This is a genomic window from Rhodovastum atsumiense, from assembly GCF_937425535.1.
GTDB lineage: Bacteria > Pseudomonadota > Alphaproteobacteria > Acetobacterales > Acetobacteraceae > Rhodovastum > Rhodovastum atsumiense.
The window spans coordinates 135,973-155,463 of the sequence record NZ_OW485602.1; the positions used below are offsets into that span (position 1 = coordinate 135,973).

12 protein-coding genes and 2 pseudogenes are annotated in these 19,491 nt (G+C 63.4%); 7 read left to right on the forward strand and 7 right to left on the reverse strand.

Annotation, left to right across the window (positions count from 1 at the left end; translation table 11 throughout):
- Nucleotides 1-224: 224 nt before the first annotated feature.
- Nucleotides 225-1,554 (forward strand): annotated as a pseudogene (locus NBY65_RS29655) (ISNCY family transposase); the annotation flags it as partial.
- Between the two features lie 100 nt (nucleotides 1,555-1,654).
- On the opposite strand, the gene NBY65_RS29660 reads toward NBY65_RS29655, so the two are convergent.
- A complete protein-coding gene (locus tag NBY65_RS29660; protein WP_250265867.1) occupies nucleotides 1,655-2,320 on the reverse strand; it encodes a hypothetical protein in 666 nt (221 codons plus the stop codon).
- A 220-nt stretch (nucleotides 2,321-2,540) separates the two neighbouring features.
- On the opposite strand from NBY65_RS29660, the pseudogene NBY65_RS34170 reads away from it, so the two are divergent.
- Nucleotides 2,541-2,846 (forward strand): annotated as a pseudogene (locus tag NBY65_RS34170) (transposase); the annotation flags it as partial.
- 100 nt (nucleotides 2,847-2,946) lie between these two features.
- Entirely contained in the window at nucleotides 2,947-3,879 is a 933-nt protein-coding gene (locus tag NBY65_RS29665; protein WP_250265868.1) for an IS701 family transposase, read from the forward strand.
- Between the two features lie 276 nt (nucleotides 3,880-4,155).
- Here NBY65_RS29665 and NBY65_RS29670 read toward each other — a convergent pair whose 3' ends face one another.
- Nucleotides 4,156-4,596 (reverse strand): hypothetical protein, encoded by a 441-nt coding sequence (locus NBY65_RS29670; protein WP_250265870.1) that lies wholly within the window; start codon nucleotides 4,594-4,596, stop codon nucleotides 4,156-4,158.
- A 153-nt stretch (nucleotides 4,597-4,749) separates the two neighbouring features.
- Nucleotides 4,750-6,303 (reverse strand): hypothetical protein, encoded by a 1,554-nt coding sequence (locus NBY65_RS29675; protein WP_250265872.1) that lies wholly within the window; start codon nucleotides 6,301-6,303, stop codon nucleotides 4,750-4,752.
- 741 nt (nucleotides 6,304-7,044) lie between these two features.
- On the opposite strand from NBY65_RS29675, the gene NBY65_RS29680 reads away from it, so the two are divergent.
- From NBY65_RS29680 to NBY65_RS29695, 4 genes are all read left to right on the forward strand, one after another.
- Nucleotides 7,045-8,514, forward strand: coding sequence for an apiosidase-like domain-containing protein (locus NBY65_RS29680; protein ID WP_250265874.1), 1,470 nt, complete (start codon nucleotides 7,045-7,047; stop codon nucleotides 8,512-8,514).
- Nucleotides 8,507-9,820: a polysaccharide pyruvyl transferase family protein gene (locus NBY65_RS29685; protein WP_284347526.1), complete on the forward strand. Its 1,314-nt coding sequence runs from the start codon at nucleotides 8,507-8,509 to the stop codon at nucleotides 9,818-9,820. The genes NBY65_RS29680 and NBY65_RS29685 overlap by 8 nt, the downstream gene beginning before the upstream one ends.
- 19 nt (nucleotides 9,821-9,839) lie before the next feature.
- Entirely contained in the window at nucleotides 9,840-10,826 is a 987-nt protein-coding gene (locus NBY65_RS29690; protein WP_250265876.1) for a glycosyltransferase family 2 protein, read from the forward strand.
- A 408-nt stretch (nucleotides 10,827-11,234) separates the two neighbouring features.
- Nucleotides 11,235-13,124: a DEAD/DEAH box helicase gene (locus NBY65_RS29695; protein WP_250265877.1), complete on the forward strand. Its 1,890-nt coding sequence runs from the start codon at nucleotides 11,235-11,237 to the stop codon at nucleotides 13,122-13,124.
- A gap of 42 nt (nucleotides 13,125-13,166) precedes the next feature.
- On the opposite strand, the gene moaA is transcribed toward NBY65_RS29695, so the two are convergent.
- From moaA to fdhF, 4 genes are all read right to left on the reverse strand, one after another.
- Nucleotides 13,167-14,153, reverse strand: a complete 987-nt coding sequence (moaA, locus tag NBY65_RS29700; protein WP_250265878.1) for a GTP 3',8-cyclase MoaA — start codon at nucleotides 14,151-14,153, stop codon at nucleotides 13,167-13,169.
- A gap of 285 nt (nucleotides 14,154-14,438) precedes the next feature.
- Entirely contained in the window at nucleotides 14,439-16,775 is a 2,337-nt protein-coding gene (hypF, locus tag NBY65_RS29705) for a carbamoyltransferase HypF (RefSeq protein WP_250265879.1), read from the reverse strand.
- 90 nt (nucleotides 16,776-16,865) lie between these two features.
- On the reverse strand, nucleotides 16,866-17,207 hold the full coding sequence (gene hypA, locus NBY65_RS29710; protein WP_150045407.1) for a hydrogenase maturation nickel metallochaperone HypA: 342 nt from the start codon (nucleotides 17,205-17,207) through the stop codon (nucleotides 16,866-16,868).
- A 99-nt stretch (nucleotides 17,208-17,306) separates the two neighbouring features.
- Complete coding sequence (gene fdhF / locus NBY65_RS29715; RefSeq protein WP_250265880.1) at nucleotides 17,307-19,478, reverse strand: formate dehydrogenase subunit alpha; 2,172 nt, start codon at nucleotides 19,476-19,478, stop codon at nucleotides 17,307-17,309.
- Nucleotides 19,479-19,491 lie beyond the last annotated feature (13 nt).

The following is a 19,491-nucleotide window of genomic DNA, read 5'->3' on the forward strand; positions in this document are numbered from 1 at the left end:
TTATGAATACCGCCAGCCCGAAGGGCTGACCGGTCTGCACGCGGGGATGATGGGGCAGTCGCGCGCGAAAAAAACTAGGTCGGCAAGATTGACTGTCTGCTAGACTGGGGGGTGGACCTTCCTTTCAGGAGGTGCGGATGGCCAGGATATCGCCCCGCGAGCGACCGGACCGGGAAACGGTGCTGTGGCCTATCCAGGAATCATGCCCGGCCTGCGGCAGCCCGATGCGGGTACGCTACGAGAACCAGCGCACGCTTGTGACGTTGGCGGGCCCGACGCGTCTGCGCCTGAAGGTTCGGCGTTGCGAGCAGGCTGGCTGCGAGCGCCGGGACCTTCCTTGGCGGCCTGAGGCGGAAGGCTCGATCGCCTTGGCGAAGCACGAGTTTGGGCTGGACGTGATCGCGCTGGCGGGGGTGCTGCGCCACCGCGACCACCGCAGCGTGCCGGAGATCCACCAGGCCCTGCGGGTGCGCGGGCTGGAGATCTCCGAGCGGAGCGTGACCAACCTGCTCGACCGTTACGACGAACTGCTGGCGACGTCGTTGACCGACAGCCGTCGGCTGCGGGCGCTGCTGGCGAAGCAGAGGCGGGTGATCCTGGCGCTGGACGGCTTGCAGCCGGACGTGGGGCACGAGGTCCTGTGGGTGGTGCGCGACTGCGTCTCGGGCGAGGTGTTGCTGGCGCGGAGCCTGCTCTCCGGCACGGCCAGGGACCTCGCCCCGCTGCTGAGGGAGGTGACGGAGGCGGTGGGCGTGCCGGTCGTGGGGGTGGTCAGCGACGGCCAGACCTCGATCCGTCGGGCAGTGGAGCGGGCGCTGCCCGGGGTGCCGCACCAGCTTTGCCAGTTCCACTTTTTGCGCGAGGCGGCGCTGCCGATCTTCGAGGCCGACCGGCACGCGAAGAAGGAGTTGAAGAAGCGGGTTCGCGGCGTCCGCCAGATCGAGCGGTCCGTCGAGGGCAGCGATGAGCCGCAGGCCGAGGTGGTGCGCGGCTACTGCGCGGCGGTGCGCAGTGCCATCACCGACGACGGCCGTCCGCCGCTGGCGGCCGCGGGCCTGAAGCTCAAGGGGCGGCTGGAGGCGGTGGCGGACAGCCTGGACCGTGTGGCGGAAAAAGGGGGACACGCCGCCGCTCGCGCGACTACAAGACCTGATCGAACGCGGTCTGGAGCAGACGGCCGCGTTGTGGCCGGACATCGAGCGGGTCTATCCATGGGTGCACAAGGCCGCTCACCTCCTGAACAACCATGATGCCGAGGATGCTGCCACCCTCCAGCGTCGCTTCGACGGCCTGGTCGGCGCCATGGCCCGTCACCGTGACAGCGCAGGCAGCCTCAGCGGCGCCGTCGACCATTTCTGTAAGGTCACCCGCAGCTATCGCCCCGGGTTGTTCCACTGCTACGCCGTCCTGGGCCTGCCGCGCACCAACAACGACCTCGAGCATGAGTTCGGCTCGCAGCGTTACCACGAGCGGCGGGCCACCGGCCGCAAGGTGGCCTCACCCGCGGCCGTGCTGCGTGGCGAAGCGCGCCTGGTCGCCGCCGTCGCCACCAGGCGCCATTCGCCCAACGGCGCTGATCTTGGCCGCGTCGACCGTGAGCTGGACTTTGGCGCTTTTGGTGTGTGGTGGTGGGGCCGCCCGCATGGATTTGGGCCTATTTGCGTTTGAAGCGGACGCGATCCATCGCCCCCGTGGCGACGGCGGCGCGATAGACGCCGATCGCGAAACGCGGGTCCCCAGCAAGGGCGTCCCCCTGGAGGCGCGTCAACGCAGGTGCCCTGGTGAACACCTCTTCCATTAGTTCCGTACGTGTCATCAGGTCCGGGAGGAGCGGCACGATGATACGGGCGGTCATCGCGAAGCTCTCGGGCTGCAGGAGACGCGCAGCCATCTCCATTCCCAGTGGCGCGTTCTTCTCCATGGCCTCGTCGATCAGCCAGGTCTCCTTGTCCCGCAGCAGATCGCGCAGGATCAGGCCTGTGACCGGGTGTCGCCGCTCGATGCGCCAGAGCGAGAAACATGCCCGGCGCATCGCCGCGAGCACGATCGCCTCGTCGGAGTCGGACGTGAACCGTGCGACCCGGGCATAGCGGTCGAGCGGATGTGAACGGCCCAGCCTGGGCAAGTAGATGGCCAGATCCTCCGGCAGCGTCAGCTCGTTGTCGTTTTCGAGCACCACCGCCTTGCCTTCAGTCAGGTCGAGCCGCCTGGCCCAGTCCAGCAGCACGTCGTGGGCGATGATGTCCAGGACGGCTGCGTGCTGTTCCTTGCTGATCTGACGCAGGCGGCGGTAGCGGGCGAGGACCCCGGAGCGGATCATCGGTGGCGACCCTGGCGCTGACGCCGGGCTGGCAGGGGGCTGTCGCGAGGGCAGACGAGAGAGCCAGCGGCGCAGCGGCCCTGCTGACGATCCGACCATTTCCCATCCTCCCTCCCGAGGAGAGGCACAGCATGGCCTCACGGGGGAGAGCGTCATGGCGAAGATCGACGCGTCCGGCAACGTCCGGGTTATGGAGATGTGGCTGCTGCCGTTCGCGGCGATGTTCACGCAGCCGTCGTGGCTGAACGCGGGGGCGCTGGCGACGGGAGCGCTGCTGTGCCTGAACCGGCGGACGGTGTGCGCGGCCCTGCGGGCGGTGGATGGCGCCGCCGACAAGGGGTTCAGCCGCTTCCACCGCTTCCTCTCGCGGGCGGACTGGTCGGGCCTGCAAGGTGCCAGGATCCTGCTTGGTCTGCTGCAGACGGCGTTCGTGCCGGAGGGCGAGCCACTGGTGATCGCCGTGGACGATCTGGTCGAACGTCGGCGCGGCGCCATGATCCGCGACAAAGGCATCTACCGCGATGCCGTGCGGTCGAGCCGCGGCTTCTTCGTCAAGGTTGCGGGCCTGCGGTGGCTGTCACTGCAGGTGGTGGCCAGGCCCGGCTTCGCCAGGCGTACTGGGGGGGTTGCCGTTCCTGACGGTTCTGAGCCGCTCGGAACGGGCCGATGTCAGGCGGCAGCGCCGACACCAGACGCTGCCGGAGAAGGCGACCTGGGCCATGCGGCTGGTCGCCCGCTGGTGCCCGGGCCGACGGCTGGTGATGGTAGGCGACGGCGCCTACGCCAGCCTGGACCTCTTCTGGACACTGCGCGACTGCGCGGTGTGCGTGGCGCGCTGCCGCATGGACGCACGCTTCTTCAACCCGCCGCCGCCACGCCGGAAAGGCCAGAAAGGCAGGTCGCGCGTCGTCGGCACCCGGCAACTGACGCCGCGCACGCGGGCGGTGCGGAAGGCCACGAAGTGGGAGCGCATGACCGTGCCGGGGTGGCGGACGAAGGATGGGAAGGCGGAGCGGGAGGTCGATGTCGCGACCGGCACGGCGCTGTGGAGCGCGCACGGCAAGACCATGCCGGTGCGCTGGGTCCTGACCAGGGACCCGGCTGGACGCGCCGAGACGCGCGCCTTCGTCTGCTCCGATCCGGAGCAGTCAGCGTTGCAGATCCTGACATGGTACGCGATGCGCTGGGCGGTCGAGCCTACTTTCCAAGAGGCCCGGCGCCACCTCGGGTTCGAGACCCAGCGCCAGTGGTCGGATCGGGCGATCCACCGAAGCACGCCGTTGCTGCTCAGCCTGTTCTCGCTGGTGACGCTGTGGGCCGCCGACATGGCCGCGCGGACCGGCCAACTCGCGGTGCTCGGCGCTGCCTGGTACAGAAAGCCGGACCCAACGTTCGCGGATTGCCTCGCCGCCGTTAGACGCGTGCTGTGGGCAGAGGAGGCAGTGAACCCCATCCTGTGGCGGGACGATTATCCGACTTGGCGGGCGCGCGCACGAACCGCGGAAAATCCAAGACCCCTGCAGCAGCGCTTGGCCGAGCTGATGTCCTATGCGGCTTGATGTCCCTCGAAAGGGCCAAAGTCGAGGTGAGCGATGGAAGGAGTTACGACGGCGTCTCGATCGTCGGCGCCACGCCCGCACCATGCGCACCCGCTTCCGCCGTGATCCGACCGCCTATCTGGCAGAGCTGGAGGACAAAGCCTGCCAGTCAATCTTGCCAACCTAGGAAAAAAACGTACTGGCCGACCGATCCGGCATGGGTCAATGCCTCGGCCGGCCAGTGCGATACGCCAGTCCGGCCATACCGTCGTCCGGGCTGGCTCTGGTGCGTCGGCCTCAGGGCATGGGATGATTCCTGCTGTATGGCCCGAGAAACAGATCGCCGACCGCCCGCCGCATCATGAAGGTCAGGCGGCGCTGGGCCCGGTGATAGGGGCGGTCGTTCAGCATATGGCATCGCTGACAAAGGCTGCGCAGGTTGCGCAACCTGTTGTTGGTGGGGTCATGGTCGAGATGTGCGGTGGCGAGCACCACATAGGTGAAGCGCTGGCGAGTGGCCTCGATGAGGTCGGGCCAGCTTGCCGGGCGGCCGTTGTCGTCGCGCCAGGTGTTGAGGACAGGATCGAACCAGCGACCATCCGGAAGGCAGCGAATGCGCTGCCGATGTGGGCGGCCGCAACGCTCACAGACACCGCCGGCGCGAGTGAAGCGGACGCGATGGCTGATCTCGGTCCAGTTGGCAGGATAGCATGGGCGCAGGTCGGGTCGGATAGGCATACCCGATTTTAACCTGGATGCGCCGGCGGTACAAGTCCTGGCGGTGAAATGCCGTTGCCGCGGGAACGCACAGCCCGGGACAATGGGTCGTTTCGGGGCCTCGCAGTCAGCAGGTCGGGCCGGTTGGTCTGAACCGGACGGGGAAACGCGCCTTCAACGCCACACGATCAATGGCTGGCCGTTCAGTTCGCCTGAACTGTTGGCCAGATCGCGGGCATCAGCCAGGGAAAGGCCGACAAAGGTAATGGTCATATCGGTGTGGCCGGTGCCGTGCAGATCCACGGTCAATGTTGCTCCGGTACGACCAAGCTGATCGGTTCCATTGGACCAGGTTGCATGGCCGCCAGCCGCCCAGTCCAGTCCCAGCACAGCGACCATGTCACCCCGGTGGAAGTTCAGCACGCTTGCCCACCCATCCGGGCTGTCCGCGTGCACGAACAGCGTGTCGTTGCCGGCACCGCTGACCAGGGTATTTCTGCCCGGGGCTGTCCAGAGTGTCAGGTTCCGTGGTGGGCCCGGTACTTCCGTTCCGTCAGGACGTCCGGGATGGGCGGGGGTGAAGAAGGAAGGGGCGGCCGCGCCGGTGTTCCCCGGTGTGATCGGGGTCGATCCTGCGAGGGGGGGGGCAGAAGTTGATGTATCATGACCGATCGGAATGCCTGATGCCGGGGTCCAAATCGGTAATCCATTGTTGTCATAGATGGCGTTGCCGTGGCCAGAGGTCCACTGCGGCGGTGCCCCGGTTGGGACGAGGCGGCCATACCCCCAGGCATAGTACAGGTTCGCCCCGGACGGCACAGGTTCCGGAAATGTCAACAGAATATGAGAGGGATCGACGATTTTGGCAGCGGAGGCGGGCATTGACGTATCGGCGGATCTTATGGACCATCCCGTTCCCTCGGACGCCGCGCCGCTTAGCGGGTCGAAGCCTGTCGCGGCGTCATGCACGACTTCAACCAGGATCTGGTCAGCATTGCCGGGAACCGGCATTGCCCGTCTTGCCTCCGGCCCCAGTGCATCGATATGCCCTCCTGCCAGGGCGACTGGCGAGCCGGGACGTGCCTGGTCGGCGAAAGTATCGGCAATCGACCGCGCCAGCCTGTCGACCAGCAGGGACGCATCCGCGCTGCTCATATGTGCCCCACCCATTGCCCCGTCATTCCAGGCATTCATATCGACATCGGCGAGCTGAGCCGCGATACGGGCATTGAAGGATGGGTCCGCAGCCAGGTTCTGCATCCCTAGCTTGATCGCCTGATTGCTGCTCCCGTGTGACTGGCCATAAGGAATGGCGTTGATGAAGAGGTAGGGAACGCTGCTGGCGTCCTGGCCTAGTGCCTGTCTGACCAGTGCGGCATCTGCGCGGACGGCACTTGTCCATTGCTCCGTGGTCAGATTGGCATTCGTGCTGTCATATTCATTGTGCAACCACACGACGGCGGTCGGAGCGGATCGAACCGTGTGTGGCTGCTCCGTGATGGCCTGTAGCAGGTTCCGCTCGTACGACTGGGGGACCCAGTCGTTCCGCCGGCCATCCTCCGCGGGCTTCATCCAAGTGCCAATAAAGGCGGTCCCACTGGCGACGGTGTCCGGACCAGGAATATTGGAATCGTTAACTATTAGGTTAACCTTCTGATTTATGCCGTCGAAGCCAAGCAATTTTTGCACTTCATCACGAATTTGAAATATACTTTTATAATCAATCATTAAGAGGGCATTGGATTGCCCACGCAGCAGGATGTTTACCTCGCTTCGAGGGGAAGGGGGCTGGGGCGTGGAGGATGGCGGCGTTGTTGCCGTGGGTGCGGAGAACACGTTAGTTCTGGAAAATAATAAGTGGATGCAACTCTAATGTGGAGTTATGTGCAGCAAACTGTATTTGATGCATTTTAACCTCCGGCCGCATTTATGTGCTCAATTATAAAATACAAACGAGATTTATAGTCAAGCTATATATGTTTATATTTTTAAACAATGAAATCAAAACTGGCATTTTTTGAGAAAATTCACATCGCATATAGCAAGTACTATTATTTTTCTAAATGCAAATATTGTGTATAATAAACTTAATTATTGTCTGATGGACATCATTATTAATAAATATACGACAAATATGTCGGAGCGAGTGGCTGCCGTGACATGAAGCATGCAACCTGCCAGGGCGGTGCATCGGGAAAGCCATGGGCCACCTTCCTTGGCTGTGATCGGCTGTGGGAAGGGAGGATCGGACAATGACGCCCGATTGCGACAGAAGTTTTCGAAGGAGATTGTCGAAACGATATTGCGATATGCCCGATCATACATCCGAATAGCATCGGCAGGGGCTTGGAGTGTGTACAAGCATATTTCACCAGCGGGTGCTTTCTGTTCAGGAATGGCGCAAATTTATTTCTATACCAAAACATAAATTCTGGACGTGCAATATCCTGTGCCGCGACGGCGGTAACGTTGGATTGTCTGATCAGTGCCATTTCCGATCCGGGCACGATCGCAGGCATAGATCCGGCGGGCGACGAGAACGGGTTCAGGCAGCATGCTGATATGACAACATTACCGAAGGCGACAGACAATCTGCTTGGCAGGCGTGTCGCACTTGGCAGCATGTTCGGCCTGGCGGCCGCCGGTGTGGCGAGCACGACGTCTGCCACCCCATCCGGCCAGGCCGGCATGCCGCTGCGGATCACGCCCGGCCGGCGTTATCTCGAGGATGCCAGTGGCAAGCCCTTTCTGATCCATGGTGACAGTGCCTGGTCGCTGATTGCCCAACTGCGAATGGAGGAAGTTGAGATCTACCTTGCAGACCGGAAGGCGCGCGGCTTCAACACCTTGCTCGTGTCTCTGATCGAGCATTGCTTTGCCCGGAATGCACCTGCCAACGCCTATGGTAACCCGCCTTTTCTGATGCCCGGGGACTACGCCACGCTGAACGAGTCCTACTTTGCTCATGCCGATCGTGTCCTGAAGCGCGCAGCCCAGCTTGGCTTTTTGATGCTGGTGACACCGTCCTATATCGGCGCCGGTGGCGGCGATGAAGGATGGTACCAACTCATGATGGAAAACGGACCGGAGAAGTTGCGTCAATATGGGATGACGATAGGACAACGATATCGCAGTCTGGGTAACATTCTTTGGGTGCACGGAGGCGACTACAATCCGCCGGATCGTAGGTTGGTCAGTGCGATCGCCGAGGGCATCCGACAGGCCGACAATCTGGCGCTGCATACCGCGCACTGCGCGCCGGAAACCGCGGCACTCGACGAGTGGGCAGAAGAATCCTGGCTGCAGGTCAACACCATCTATACCTACCAACCTGTTCACGCGGCAGCCTTGGCACAATGGGCACGGCCCGAAGCGATGCCTTTCTTCCTGGTCGAGAGCACCTACGAAAACGAACACGGGGTGACTGAGCAACGCCTGCGGACCCAGGCTTACCAGGCCTTACTCTGCGGTGCGGCCGGACAGATCTTCGGCAACAACCCGATCTGGCATTTTGATACACCAGGAGCACGGGAAGCTCCGGTGACGTGGCGACAGGCGCTCGATAGCCGTGGCACGCAAAGCATGACGCACTTGCGCAAGCTGTTTGCACAATTCCCATGGTGGTTGCTGGAGCCCGATTTGCGAAAGCACCTCGTGACAGATGCGGGTGGTCCCGAACGCGACCACGTCGTCGCTGCCAGTGCCGTTGGAGGAGACTTTGCCATTCTCTATTTTTCCAGTCTTCACGACATAGAAGTTGATCTCAGGCGGTTGCGTGGTCCTCGTGTCCTGGCGCGCTGGTACGATCCGGCGATAGGCGTCTTTTCTGAAGGGAACGGTGAACCCATGCGCGCCTCGCGCACGGTCAAATTCCAGCCGCCCGGGGAAAATGATGCTGGCTTCACGGACTGGATCCTTGTGTTGCAGTCATATGCCTAGACAGATCCGGTCCCTTCCGTTGCAGGTTCCGCCTTCTGGCCTTGTGCCCCAGTGGCAGGGCCAGGACGATATCCAGGTTGGTCCAGGTCGCAATCCCGATCGTGCTCCGGGCATTGCACTCTATGGTCAGTTCGGGTGTGGCAATTTCGGCAATGAGGGGTCCCTGGAGGCAATGCTTGGCTTCTTGCGGCAACAGGTGCCGCAGGCCCGGCTTCGCTGTATTGCCGTGAACCCGGAGGCCGTGCGCCGCGATCACGGTATCGCCGCCATCCCGATCGGTGCAGTGATTCCTTTCCCTGAACTGCCCGGTGCATGGGGACGGTCGCTGACACGGGTGCTGCGGAAGGTCGGTAACTGGGCCTATGCCGTGCGCCAGATGTCCTGGCCCGACCTCCTGCTCATTCCTGGTACCGGTATCCTGGATGATTTCTCCACGGGACCTTGGGGTGTTCCCTATGCCTTGTTCCGCTGGTGCCTGATCGCTCGCCTGCGAGGGGTCAGAATCGCATTCATCAGCATCGGTGCGGGGCCGATCTGCCATCCGCTGAGCCGATGGTTCATGAAATCCGCTGCACGGCTCGCGCATTACCGCTCCTATCGGGACGAAATCTCGCGCGATTACATGCGGAGCATCGGCTTTTCGGTTCAGGATGACCCCATTTATCCCGACATCGCTTTCCGGCTGCCGGATCCGCCCCTGCCGGCGCCGTCACCGGATGGCACGGGCCTGGTCGTTGGTGTCGGGGTCATGGCCTATTATGGCTGGGCGAACAATGCCGGGACGGGTGAATCGATCTACCAGACCTATATCGGCAAGGTTGCGCAATTCGTGTGCTGGCTCCTGGAAAGTGGCCATCGTGTCCGGCTGCTGATGGGGGAAACGGCGGATGCGCGGGCGGTCGGCGATGTCTTGCGTTCCGTCGCTTCGTTACAGTCGGGTTTCACTGAAGGGCGGATCTCGGCTGAACCGGCCACATCGTTACGGGATGTCATGTCTCAGGTCGCCGCCACCGATATCGTCGTGGCAACCCGGTTCCACAATGTTGTTTGTGCGCTCAAGCTCGGCAAGCCGACCTTGTCCCTGAGCTACGCACGCAAGAACGATGTGCTGCTTGCCGAGATGGGGCTTGGCACTTTCTGCCAACCTGTGGAGGACATCGACCTCGATAGGTTGAAAGCCCAGTTCGGGACACTGGTGGCCGGGCGGGATCGGCACCGGCAGCAGATCCAGGATATGGTGGCACATTACAGCGAGCGCCTTCAGCAGCAGGAGGAAATCCTCCTCACCCGGTTGATCCGCAGATGAGCGGGGCAGCCAGCAGCCCATGAGCAGCATCGATATCGCCGTGCCATGCTACCAATATGGCCGTTACCTTCCCGAGTGTGTGGCCAGTGTTCTGGGGCAGGGCATCGAGGATGTCCGCATCCTGATCATCGACAATGCGTCGACCGATGACAGCGTCATGATTGCCAGGAAACTGGCGGAGCAGGACGCCCGGGTGCAGGTACTCGCCCGCGCGCGCAACATGGGGCCGCACGCGTCGTTCAACGCCGGGGTCGACTGGGCCGCGGCGGACTACTTCATGGTGCTTTGTGCCGATGATCTGCTGGCTCCCGGCGCTTTGCGGCGTGCCTCGCAGGTGCTCGACGCCAATCCCGACCTCAGCTTCGCCTATGGGACCGACCGCCATGTCGTCCCCGATACACCGCTGCCCGAACTGGACAGCAAGGTGCCGGTCCGCTGGCAACTGTGCTCCGGCAAGGATTTCATCAGGGATCGTTGCCGTAATCCGGAACACTACATCGCTGCGGGCATGGTTCTGGTGCGGACCTCGGCGCAAAAGCAAGCCGGCCACTATCGCCCGGAACTGCCGCACACCGATGATTTCGAGATGCTGCTGCGGCTTGCCTGCCATGGGGGGGTGGCCTTCACCGCGGCGGTGCTCGGCTTCAAGCGGGTGCATGGGGCCAACAGGACCAATGACTATCTGGTCGACCGCACCACGGATCTTGCCGAGCGGATGGCAGCCATCGACAGCTTCCTGGCTTATGAAGGCAGGGACATGCCGGAGGCGGCATGGCTGCGACGGCGCGCCCGCAAGAGCCTGGCCGAGCGTGCCTATTGGTGCGGTGTCAAGGATCTGCTGCTGCGGCGGCGCACCCATCGAGAGCTGTTCCACTTTGCCTTCAAGCTCGATGCATCGACACGGTTGCTGCCACCCGTCGGATATTTTCTGCGGATGGACCGCAGCATCCGCGCGATACTGGGTGATTTCATGCCTCATGCGGTGAAATCGGGAACGGGCAACTGAAATCTCCTGCCAGGACCACTCCTGGACAGCGGCGGATATTGGCCCCCCTGTCCCGCCGTTGGTCATCAGCCGGGTGTAGCCAGGGACGTGCAGGCGAAGTCTGCTGTTATTTTTGTGATCCGATGCGCCGGCGCCATGCGCGCTTGCGCGCTTGCCGTAATCGGCGAAATACATGTCATAATTGTCTTCCTTGTTGATGACCGGCTTCTTGCTATCTTTTTCATGCCTGCCACGTTAGCGGCAGTGCAGTCGCAGCTCTGTCACCATGACAACGTGAGGTCTTTGGCACAAATGATCCAAGGTGAAATGTAACAATCAATCCGGTTTATTGTCGGACCTGGATGCCGGAGGGATGAAATTTCTGAATTTCGGGGATTTTTCTTAGTTTTCGCAGGCGCTTAGTCGCCCATGTCGCCACCCCCTCGTCCGCTGCGCTCGCACCAGCGTCAGACGCTTGGTATCGCGATGGCTATCGCGAGGGGAGAGGCATCGGTGCGCGATGTGCTGGCAGCCGTCACGCCGGGCGGCGGTAAGTCGCTGCTGCCGGTGCTGATGGCACAGGCGCTGGTGCAGGCGGGCGTGGTGGAACGGATCTGCTGGGTGGTTCCCCGTGACACGCTGCGGCTGCAGGCCGAGGAAGCCTTCGCCGACCCTGCCTGGCGTACCAGCCTGGGCCATGCCCTCAGCGTTCGCGCTGCCGAGAATTTGCCTGATCCGTGCCGCGGGCTCGATGGCTACGTGACCACCTACCAGGGGGTCGCTGCTGCCCCCGACCTGCATCTGGCCGAGTTCCGGCGGCACCGTTACCTGCTGGTGGTGGACGAGGTGCACCATCTGCCGGCATTGGCTGAACTCGACCCCTCGCTGTTGCCCCCGGCCCAAGCCCTGGTCGCGGCGGCGCTCGACGAGGCGGCGGGGTGGTCGCGGGCGCTGCTGCCGCTGCTGGAATGTGCCCGTATCCGCCTGCTGCTCTCCGGCACGCTGGAGCGGGCGGACGGGCGTGGCATCCTCTGGCTGCCCTATCGGCGTGGACCACGCTCCGGGACGCGGCAGGTGGACCTGAGCGCGCCAGGCTGGGCGATCGTGGGCTATTCCCGAGCCCAGGCGCTGGCTGAACGGGCGGTGCTGCCGGTTACTTTCGGTGCGCTGGATGGCGAGGCGCGCTGGCTGGATGAGCAGCGTCGCACGGTCGGTCCGCATCGGTTGCGCACCGCCTTCCCGACGCAGACGACGCGCCCGGCCCTGTTCACCGCGCTGCGCACAGGCTTCGCTGACACGCTGCTGCGCGAGGCGCTGATCGCCGCCCGCCGATTGCGCGCGGAACGACGGACAGCGCATGGCCTGCCGACGGGGGCAGTGGCGCGCGGCCTGGGCAAGCTGCTGGTGGTCGCCCCCGACCAGATCAATGCGCGACGCTACCTGGAGCGGATCCGTGAGTTGCTGCCCACCGGCCAGGCGGAAACCACGGCGCGCATCGCCACCTCCGACAGCGGCGACGCGCACGAGACGCTGGCCGCATTCCGGCTGCTGCCGGAGCCGTCGATCCTGGTGACGGTGGCGATGGCCTATGAGGGGCTGGATGCGCCTGAGGTGGCCGTGGTGGCGGCGCTGACGCATATCCGCAGCCGGCCGTGGCTGGAACAGATGGTCGCGCGCGCGACCCGTGTGGATCCCTGGGCCGGATCGTACGACGCGCAGCAGGCACTGGTCTTCCATCCCGATGACCCGTTCTTCGCCCATTTCCGCGAGCGGATGGAAGTCGAGCAGGGTACGCTTGCCCGGCAGCCTCGTACGCCCCAGCAAGGGCGGCTTGACCTGGAGGGGCGCCTTGATGCCGCGGAGCGCAACGCCATCGTGCCGTTGGAGAGCAATGCCCTGGCGCTACGTTACGCCACGCTCGCCCCTGGCCCTGATTTGAGTGCCCGCCGCCCGGAATTGCAAGAAGCGCAGGGGGAGCTGCTGGAACCACCCTTGCTGATCGAGCGCCGGCTACGCGCGCAGATCGGGGAAATGGTTGCGACCCAGGTGGTGGAAGATGCGTCGGGATTGCAGGCACCGCGCGGGCAGGGGACGTACCATGCCTACAACGCCGCGCTGAAACGTGCGCTCGGCGGCAAGAGCCGCGCGGAGATGAGCCTGGCCGAACTGGAAGCGGCGGTCGCCTGGTTGGGACGCAACCGCATCAGCGATTACCTGCACCTGCTGGAGGGGGATCATCGCTATGGCTGGGCAGCCCGCCGGCGCAGCAGCGAAAAGTCGGAGCTCCACCCTGGGGCTGCGTCATGCGAGGCGCCTTGATCGGCTTTTTTAAACGTCTCCGCATTCCAGGTTGAAGATGCTTCAGCCGCCGGTCACGCTCATGTGTCGCCCCAGCGCAGGAGCGGCATGAGGACGATCGACAACAAAATCATGGCCCTTCGGCTTGCGTGCGATCGCTGCCTCGATTGCCGCCGCCAGTTCGGCATCCGAGGCGCCGTCACGCAGCACCTGCCGCAGGTCAACGCTATCTTCCTGGCCAAGGCACAGGAACAGCGTGCCGGTGCAAGTCAGCCGAACACGGTTGCAGCTTTCACAGAAATTATGAGTCATCGGCGTGATGAAGCCGATGCGCTGGCCGGTTTCGGCGACGTTGTAATAACGGGCCGGACCGCCGGTGCGGTAGGCACTTTCAGTTAAGGTCCAGTGCCGATTGAGCCGTGCCTGGACAAGCGAGAGCGGGACATACTGATCGATGCGGTCAGCGCCGGTTTCACCAAGCGGCATGGCTTCAATCAGGCACAGATCGAAGCCGAACCGACCGCACCAGGTGAGCAGGTCACCAATGGTGTCCTCGTTCACGTCTTTCAGTGCGACGGTGTTGATCTTGACCGCAAGCCCGGCCGCCCGTGCGGCAAAGATGCCCTCGAGCACGCGTTCGATCCGTCCACGACGAGTAAGGCGTGTGAAGAGTTGCGGATCCAGTGTGTCGAGGCTGACATTGACGCGTCGGACGCCGGCGGCCCGCAGCGCCTCGGCATGGCGCGCGAGTTGGCTGGCGTTGGTGGTGAGCGTCAGTTCGTCGAGGCCCGTGCCAATGCGTGCGCCGAGCCCGTCGAACAGCGTCATCACCCCCCGCCGCACCAGGGGTTCGCCACCAGTGATACGGATCTTGCGTGTGCCCAGGTTGATGAACGCGGTGCAGAGCCGCTCCATCTCCTCAAGCGACAGCAGGTTAGCGCGCGGCAGGAAGGTCATTTCTTCAGCCATGCAGTACACACAGCGGAAGTCGCAGCGATCCGTCACCGAGACGCGCAGGTAAGTGACCGACCGACCGAAAGAATCACGCATCTTGGTCCTGTTTGGTCAAGTCGCCATGCAGGCCGTGAGGAACGTGACGGTCCCTGGCGGGATGCATGGCAAGGCGATGCAGCGAAGCCTCCTCGCTGCGTAGGGTCAATTGTTCGTTTACCATTACAGCTAGATTGTGGGTGCAGGCGTTGCGGTAGATCAACGCTGATGCGCAATTAAAATGCGCACTGTTAAAAACAAAACTATCTCTGTTTTGAATCAAAAATTCATCTCGATTAGGGATTGTATGACGTTGTTGCGCGATAGCGGCAGGTGACCCATCTCTCATGAGATTGCAGCCGCCACAACAGCTTGGCCATAAGCCAGGCCACCGTCACCAGCGGGCACCTCTGCCGGCGCCAGAACCGTGACACCAGCAGCGCCAAGCCGTATCAAACAAGCATCAAGCAACAGAGCATTCTGGAAAACCCCACCCGCCAGGACAACAGCCATCGCGTTGTGGCCTTCGGCAATCCGTAGTGCAGTGCTGCAGAATGCCTCCGTCAGTCCAGCATGCAGGCGAGCTGCGACGACCGATGCAGACACTCCCGCCTCTAGATCCGCCAGAAGCGCCGCCCACATTGGTTCCGGATCGATTGCCCACGGTTCCACCGTCTCGTTCAGGGCGAAGGGATAAGGCTCGGCCTCGACACCGGGGGTGACGAGGGCTTCGAGCGCCATGGCCGCTTCGCCTTCAAAGCTCATCCGGTCCGGGGCGATGCCGAGTGCCGCTGCCACTGCATCGAACAGTCGGCCGCAAGAGGAGGACAAGGGCGTATTGATCCGCCGTGCCATCGCCTGCCGCAACAACCCGAGTGGCTTTCCGTGCAGCTTTTCGCCGCCTGGCATGATGGACAGGCGCGCATTGGCGTCCTCGGGGCCGAAGGCGGTGTCGAGTTGCGCGATCAGGTTGCGCCAGGGTTCCGTCACCGCTCTTGCACCACCCGGCAGCGGCACCGGTCGCAGTCGCGCCATGCGTTGGAAGCCCGCATAATCACAGAGCAGGACCTCGCCACCCCAGACGGTGCCGTCTGTGCCGTGACCCAGGCCATCAAGTGCGATGCCAACGACCTTGCCACCGTCGCGCGGCCACATCCGCTCGGCCATCACTGCCGCGATATGTGCATGATGATGCTGCACATGCAGAAGTGGCAGGCCGCGCGAAGTTGCTTCCGCTTCTGCCCAGGAAGTGGAACGATAGTCCGGGTGCAGGTCGCAGGCGATGCATGCCGGGGTATGGTCGAATAGCGCGGTGTAGTCGGTGATCGCCTTTTTGAATTCGTGGAAGGTCGCAGCGTCTTCAAGGTCGCCAAGATGGTGCGAGAGCAGTGCCTGACCGTTATGCAGCAGGCAGATAGCGGATTTCATCTCGCCGCCAGTCGCCAGCACAGCGGGTGTATCGACAAAACCCGGTGGCAGGGCGCGCGGGGCAGGAGCATAGCCGCGCGCGTGCCGCAGCAACCGCGCCTGTCTGTGCACCACGCGCGCGACCGAATCATCGAGGCGACGCGCGATCGGGCGGTTGTGCATGAGAAACAGGTCGACAAAGCCGCCGAGCCGGGCCCGTGCCGTCTCGTTGTCGGTCTCCTGCGGTTCGCCGGAAACATTGCCGCTGGTCATTACCAGAGGTCCGCTGAAATCCTGAAGCAGGATCTGATGCAGCGGGGTGGTTGGCAACATCCAGCCCAGCGTGGTCTGTCCCGGCGCAACCGAGGCCGCGAGCGTGGCTGGACCGGTGTGGCGCAGCAGCACGATCGGGGCCGCCGGGCTCGCGAGCAGTGCCGCTTCTTCCCGTGTTATAACGCAAAAGCGATGAATGCCATCAAGATCCGGGGCCATCAGCGCGAAGGGCTTGGCCGGGCGCCGTTTGCGGTGCCGTAGCGCCACGACCGCTGTCTCGTTTCGGGCGTCACAGGCCAGATGAAAGCCACCGAGTCCCTTGATGCCCAGAATCGCCCCGTTCCGCAATGCCGTCACGACAGCCGCCAGCGGATCTTCGACCGGGACGCTGTCTCCCGTTGGTGTTTCCAACCATGCCTGAGGGCCGCAGGAGGGACAGGCAATCGGCTGAGCATGGAAGCGGCGGTCGGTGGAATTCTCGTATTCAGCACGACAGGCCGCGCACATGGGAAAGCCGCGCATCGTGGTGTTTGGTCGATCGTACGGAATCGCCGCAATGATCGAGAAGCGTGGCCCGCAGGCCGTGCAACTGGAAAAAGCGTAACGGTAGCGCCGTTCTGCCGGATCGGCGATCTCCGCCGCGCAAGCGGCACAGAGCCGGGCGTCGGGCACGACACCCGCGGTGCGCCGTCCACCGGCCGAGGCAGCGATACGGAATCCTGCTGCCAGGGCAGGTGGTGGCAACCAGGCGGAACGCTCGATCGCGGTCACGCGCGCGAGGGCCGGTGCTTCCGCAGCGATTGCGCCGACCAGTTCTTCAACTGCCGCTGCTTCGCCGGCGACGTGGATCAGTACGCCCTCGGCGTCGTTCCAGACTTCACCGGACAGGCCAAGCCCGTGGGCAAGGCGATGGACGAAGGGACGGAAACCGACACCCTGCACCAGCCCCCGCACCCGGATGCGTTCCGCCCGTTGCGGTATGTCGCATTGCAGTTGCGTCATGTGGCTGGCCCGTGCCGCCCTTTGTTCATGCCAGCATGCTGCGCCATGACGGACGGGAACACCAGTCCGGGCGCGTACTCACATGCAATCCTAACAGACTTCCATCTCGACCAGGCGCATCTGCATTCCGCCCACGACATCGAGCCGGGTGCTGCCGCAGGCCGGACAAGTATCGAGGTGAGTTGAAATCGTTGCTTCGGCACCACAGTCCAGGCAGGAAGCCTGTCCCGGTGGCTGGTCGATCTCGAGCCGTGCCTCCGCGAGGAAAGTCTCGCGTGACGAGACATCGAATGCAAAGCGCAGTGCTTCCGGATCGAGACAGCTCAGTTGGCCGATCTCCAGGCGAAGCCGCTTCACTTTGGTAAAGCCGCGTCGGCGCCGCTCTTCATCGAGCAGGCCGATCAGTCGTTCGCAGATCGTCAGCTCATGCATCGTGGCATTCCGGCCCCGGCGGCAGGCCGGGGCCGCCAGAGCATCCATTCCGTTACAGATGGAATGGATGCTCTGGCGAGCCGCCGGCCTGCCTACCCGTTACTCCGCGGCCTGCGGAGCGCGGGCGGGGGAGTTTGCAGCGGTTGCGAGGTTGTGCTTCAGCTTCGAATAGACCTCCTGCACGTATTTCTCGGCCCAGGTCTGGTCCGCGATCGTCTCGAGGCGCACGGCGGAGAACTTGTATTCCGGCGTCTTCGAGATCGGATCGACGTGGTGGACCGTCAGTTCATTGCAGGCACCGATCCACCACTGGTAGGTCATGTAGACCATGCCCAGGTTGGTTCGCTCGGTCACGCTGGCGCGGGCAATGACCTTGCCGCGACGTGAGGCAACCCAGACCAGTTGCTGGTCACGGATCCCGAGCTTTGCGGCATCGACCGGGTTGATGGTGACATAGCCCGGTTCGTCGGCCAGAGTGGTCAGCGCGGCACAGTTGCCGGTCATCGAGCGGCAGGAATAATGACCGACCTCGCGGACCGTGCACAGGCCGAGCGGATACTCGGCGTCCACCTTCTCGAGCGGTGCCCGCCACTCGGCGGCGAACAGCAGGCCCTTGCCGCTCTTGGTCTGGAACTTGTTGCCTTCGTACAGCCAGGGCGTGCCGGGATGGCTTTCATCCGGGCAAGGCCACTGGATGTAGCCGAGGCCGGCGAGCTTATCGTAAGTCGCACCTTTGTACAGCGGGCAGAGAGAGATCAGCTCGTTCCAGATCTGCTCGGTGCTCTCGTACTTCATCGGATAGCCGAGAGCGGTCGCGAGCAGGCCGTAGATCTCCCAGTCGTGCTTGACGTCGCCCTTCGCGTTCACCGCCTTGTAGAAGCGCTGGAAGCCGCGATCCGCCGAGGAGAACACGCCGTCATGCTCGCCCCATGAGGTCGCCGGCAGGATCACGTCCGCGAACATCGCCGTCTTCGTCATGAAGATGTCTTGGACGATGATGAACTCGAGTGCCTGGAAGCCCTTGCGCACCGTCTCGAGGTCCGGCTCGGTCTGCGCCGGGTCCTCGCCGAAGATGTACATGGCCTTGAGCTTGCCTTCCTCGGCGGCATGCGGCACGTCGGTGATCGACATGCCGATCTTGTCCGGCAGGCTCGGCACGTTCCAGGCCTTGGCAAACTTCTTGCGTGCCTCGGCATCGGTCACCGACTGATAGCCCGGGAACACGTTCGGCAACGCGCCCATGTCGCAGGCGCCCTGGACGTTGTTCTGGCCACGCACCGGGCCGACGCCGACATTCGGACGGCCCAGATTGCCGGTCAGCAGTGCCAGGCCAGACAGGCCCTTCACCACGTCTACCGCTTGGCCCCACTGGGTCACGCCCATGCCCCAGAGGATCGTCGCCGACTTCGCCCCGGCATAGACGCGCATCGCCTCGCGGATCTGCGTCGCCTTCAGGCCGGTGATGCTCTCGACATATTCAGGCGTGTACTTCGCAACAAGCTTCTTGTATTCTTCGAAGCCTTCCGTGTAGTTCGCCACGTATTCGGGGTTGTACAGCCCCTCGTTGATCAGCACGTTGGCGAAGGCGTTCACCAGCGCCATGTTGGAGCCGTTCTTCAGCGGCAGCCACATGTCGGAAATCCGCGCGGTCTCGATATAGCGCGGGTCGCAGGTGATGACCTTGGCGCCCTTTTCCTTCGCCTTCAGGATCCGGCGCGCAACGATCGGGTGGCTGTCGGCAGCGTTGTAGCCGAAGCACAGGATGCAATCGGTGTCCTCGATCTCGCAGATCGAGTTGCTCATGGCGCCGTTGCCGAGCGTGACCATCAGACCCGCCACCGACGGGCCGTGGCAGACGCGGGCGCAGCAGTCGATGTTGTTGGTGCCGATCACGGCGCGGGCAAACTTCTGCGCAACGAAATTCGATTCGTTGCCGGTTCCGCGCGACGAGCCGGTCAGCATGATCGCGTCCGGCCCGTACTTCTTCTTGATCGCCGCCAGGCGCTCGGCGGTGAAGGCAATCGCTTCATCCCAGGACACCGCCTCGAACGCCGCGTCGCGCGAACGACGCAGCATCGGCTGCTTCAGGCGAGGCGTGAGGATCTTGGTATCGTTGATGAAGTCCCAGCCGTAATAGCCCTTCAGGCAGAGCTCACCCTGGTTGGTGACGCCGTCGAGGGGTTCGGCCCCAACCACCTTGTCGTTCTCGACGAGCAGGTTGAGCTTGCAGCCCGATCCGCAATACGGACAGACGGAAATATGCTTTTCCATGGTGTGACCTTGC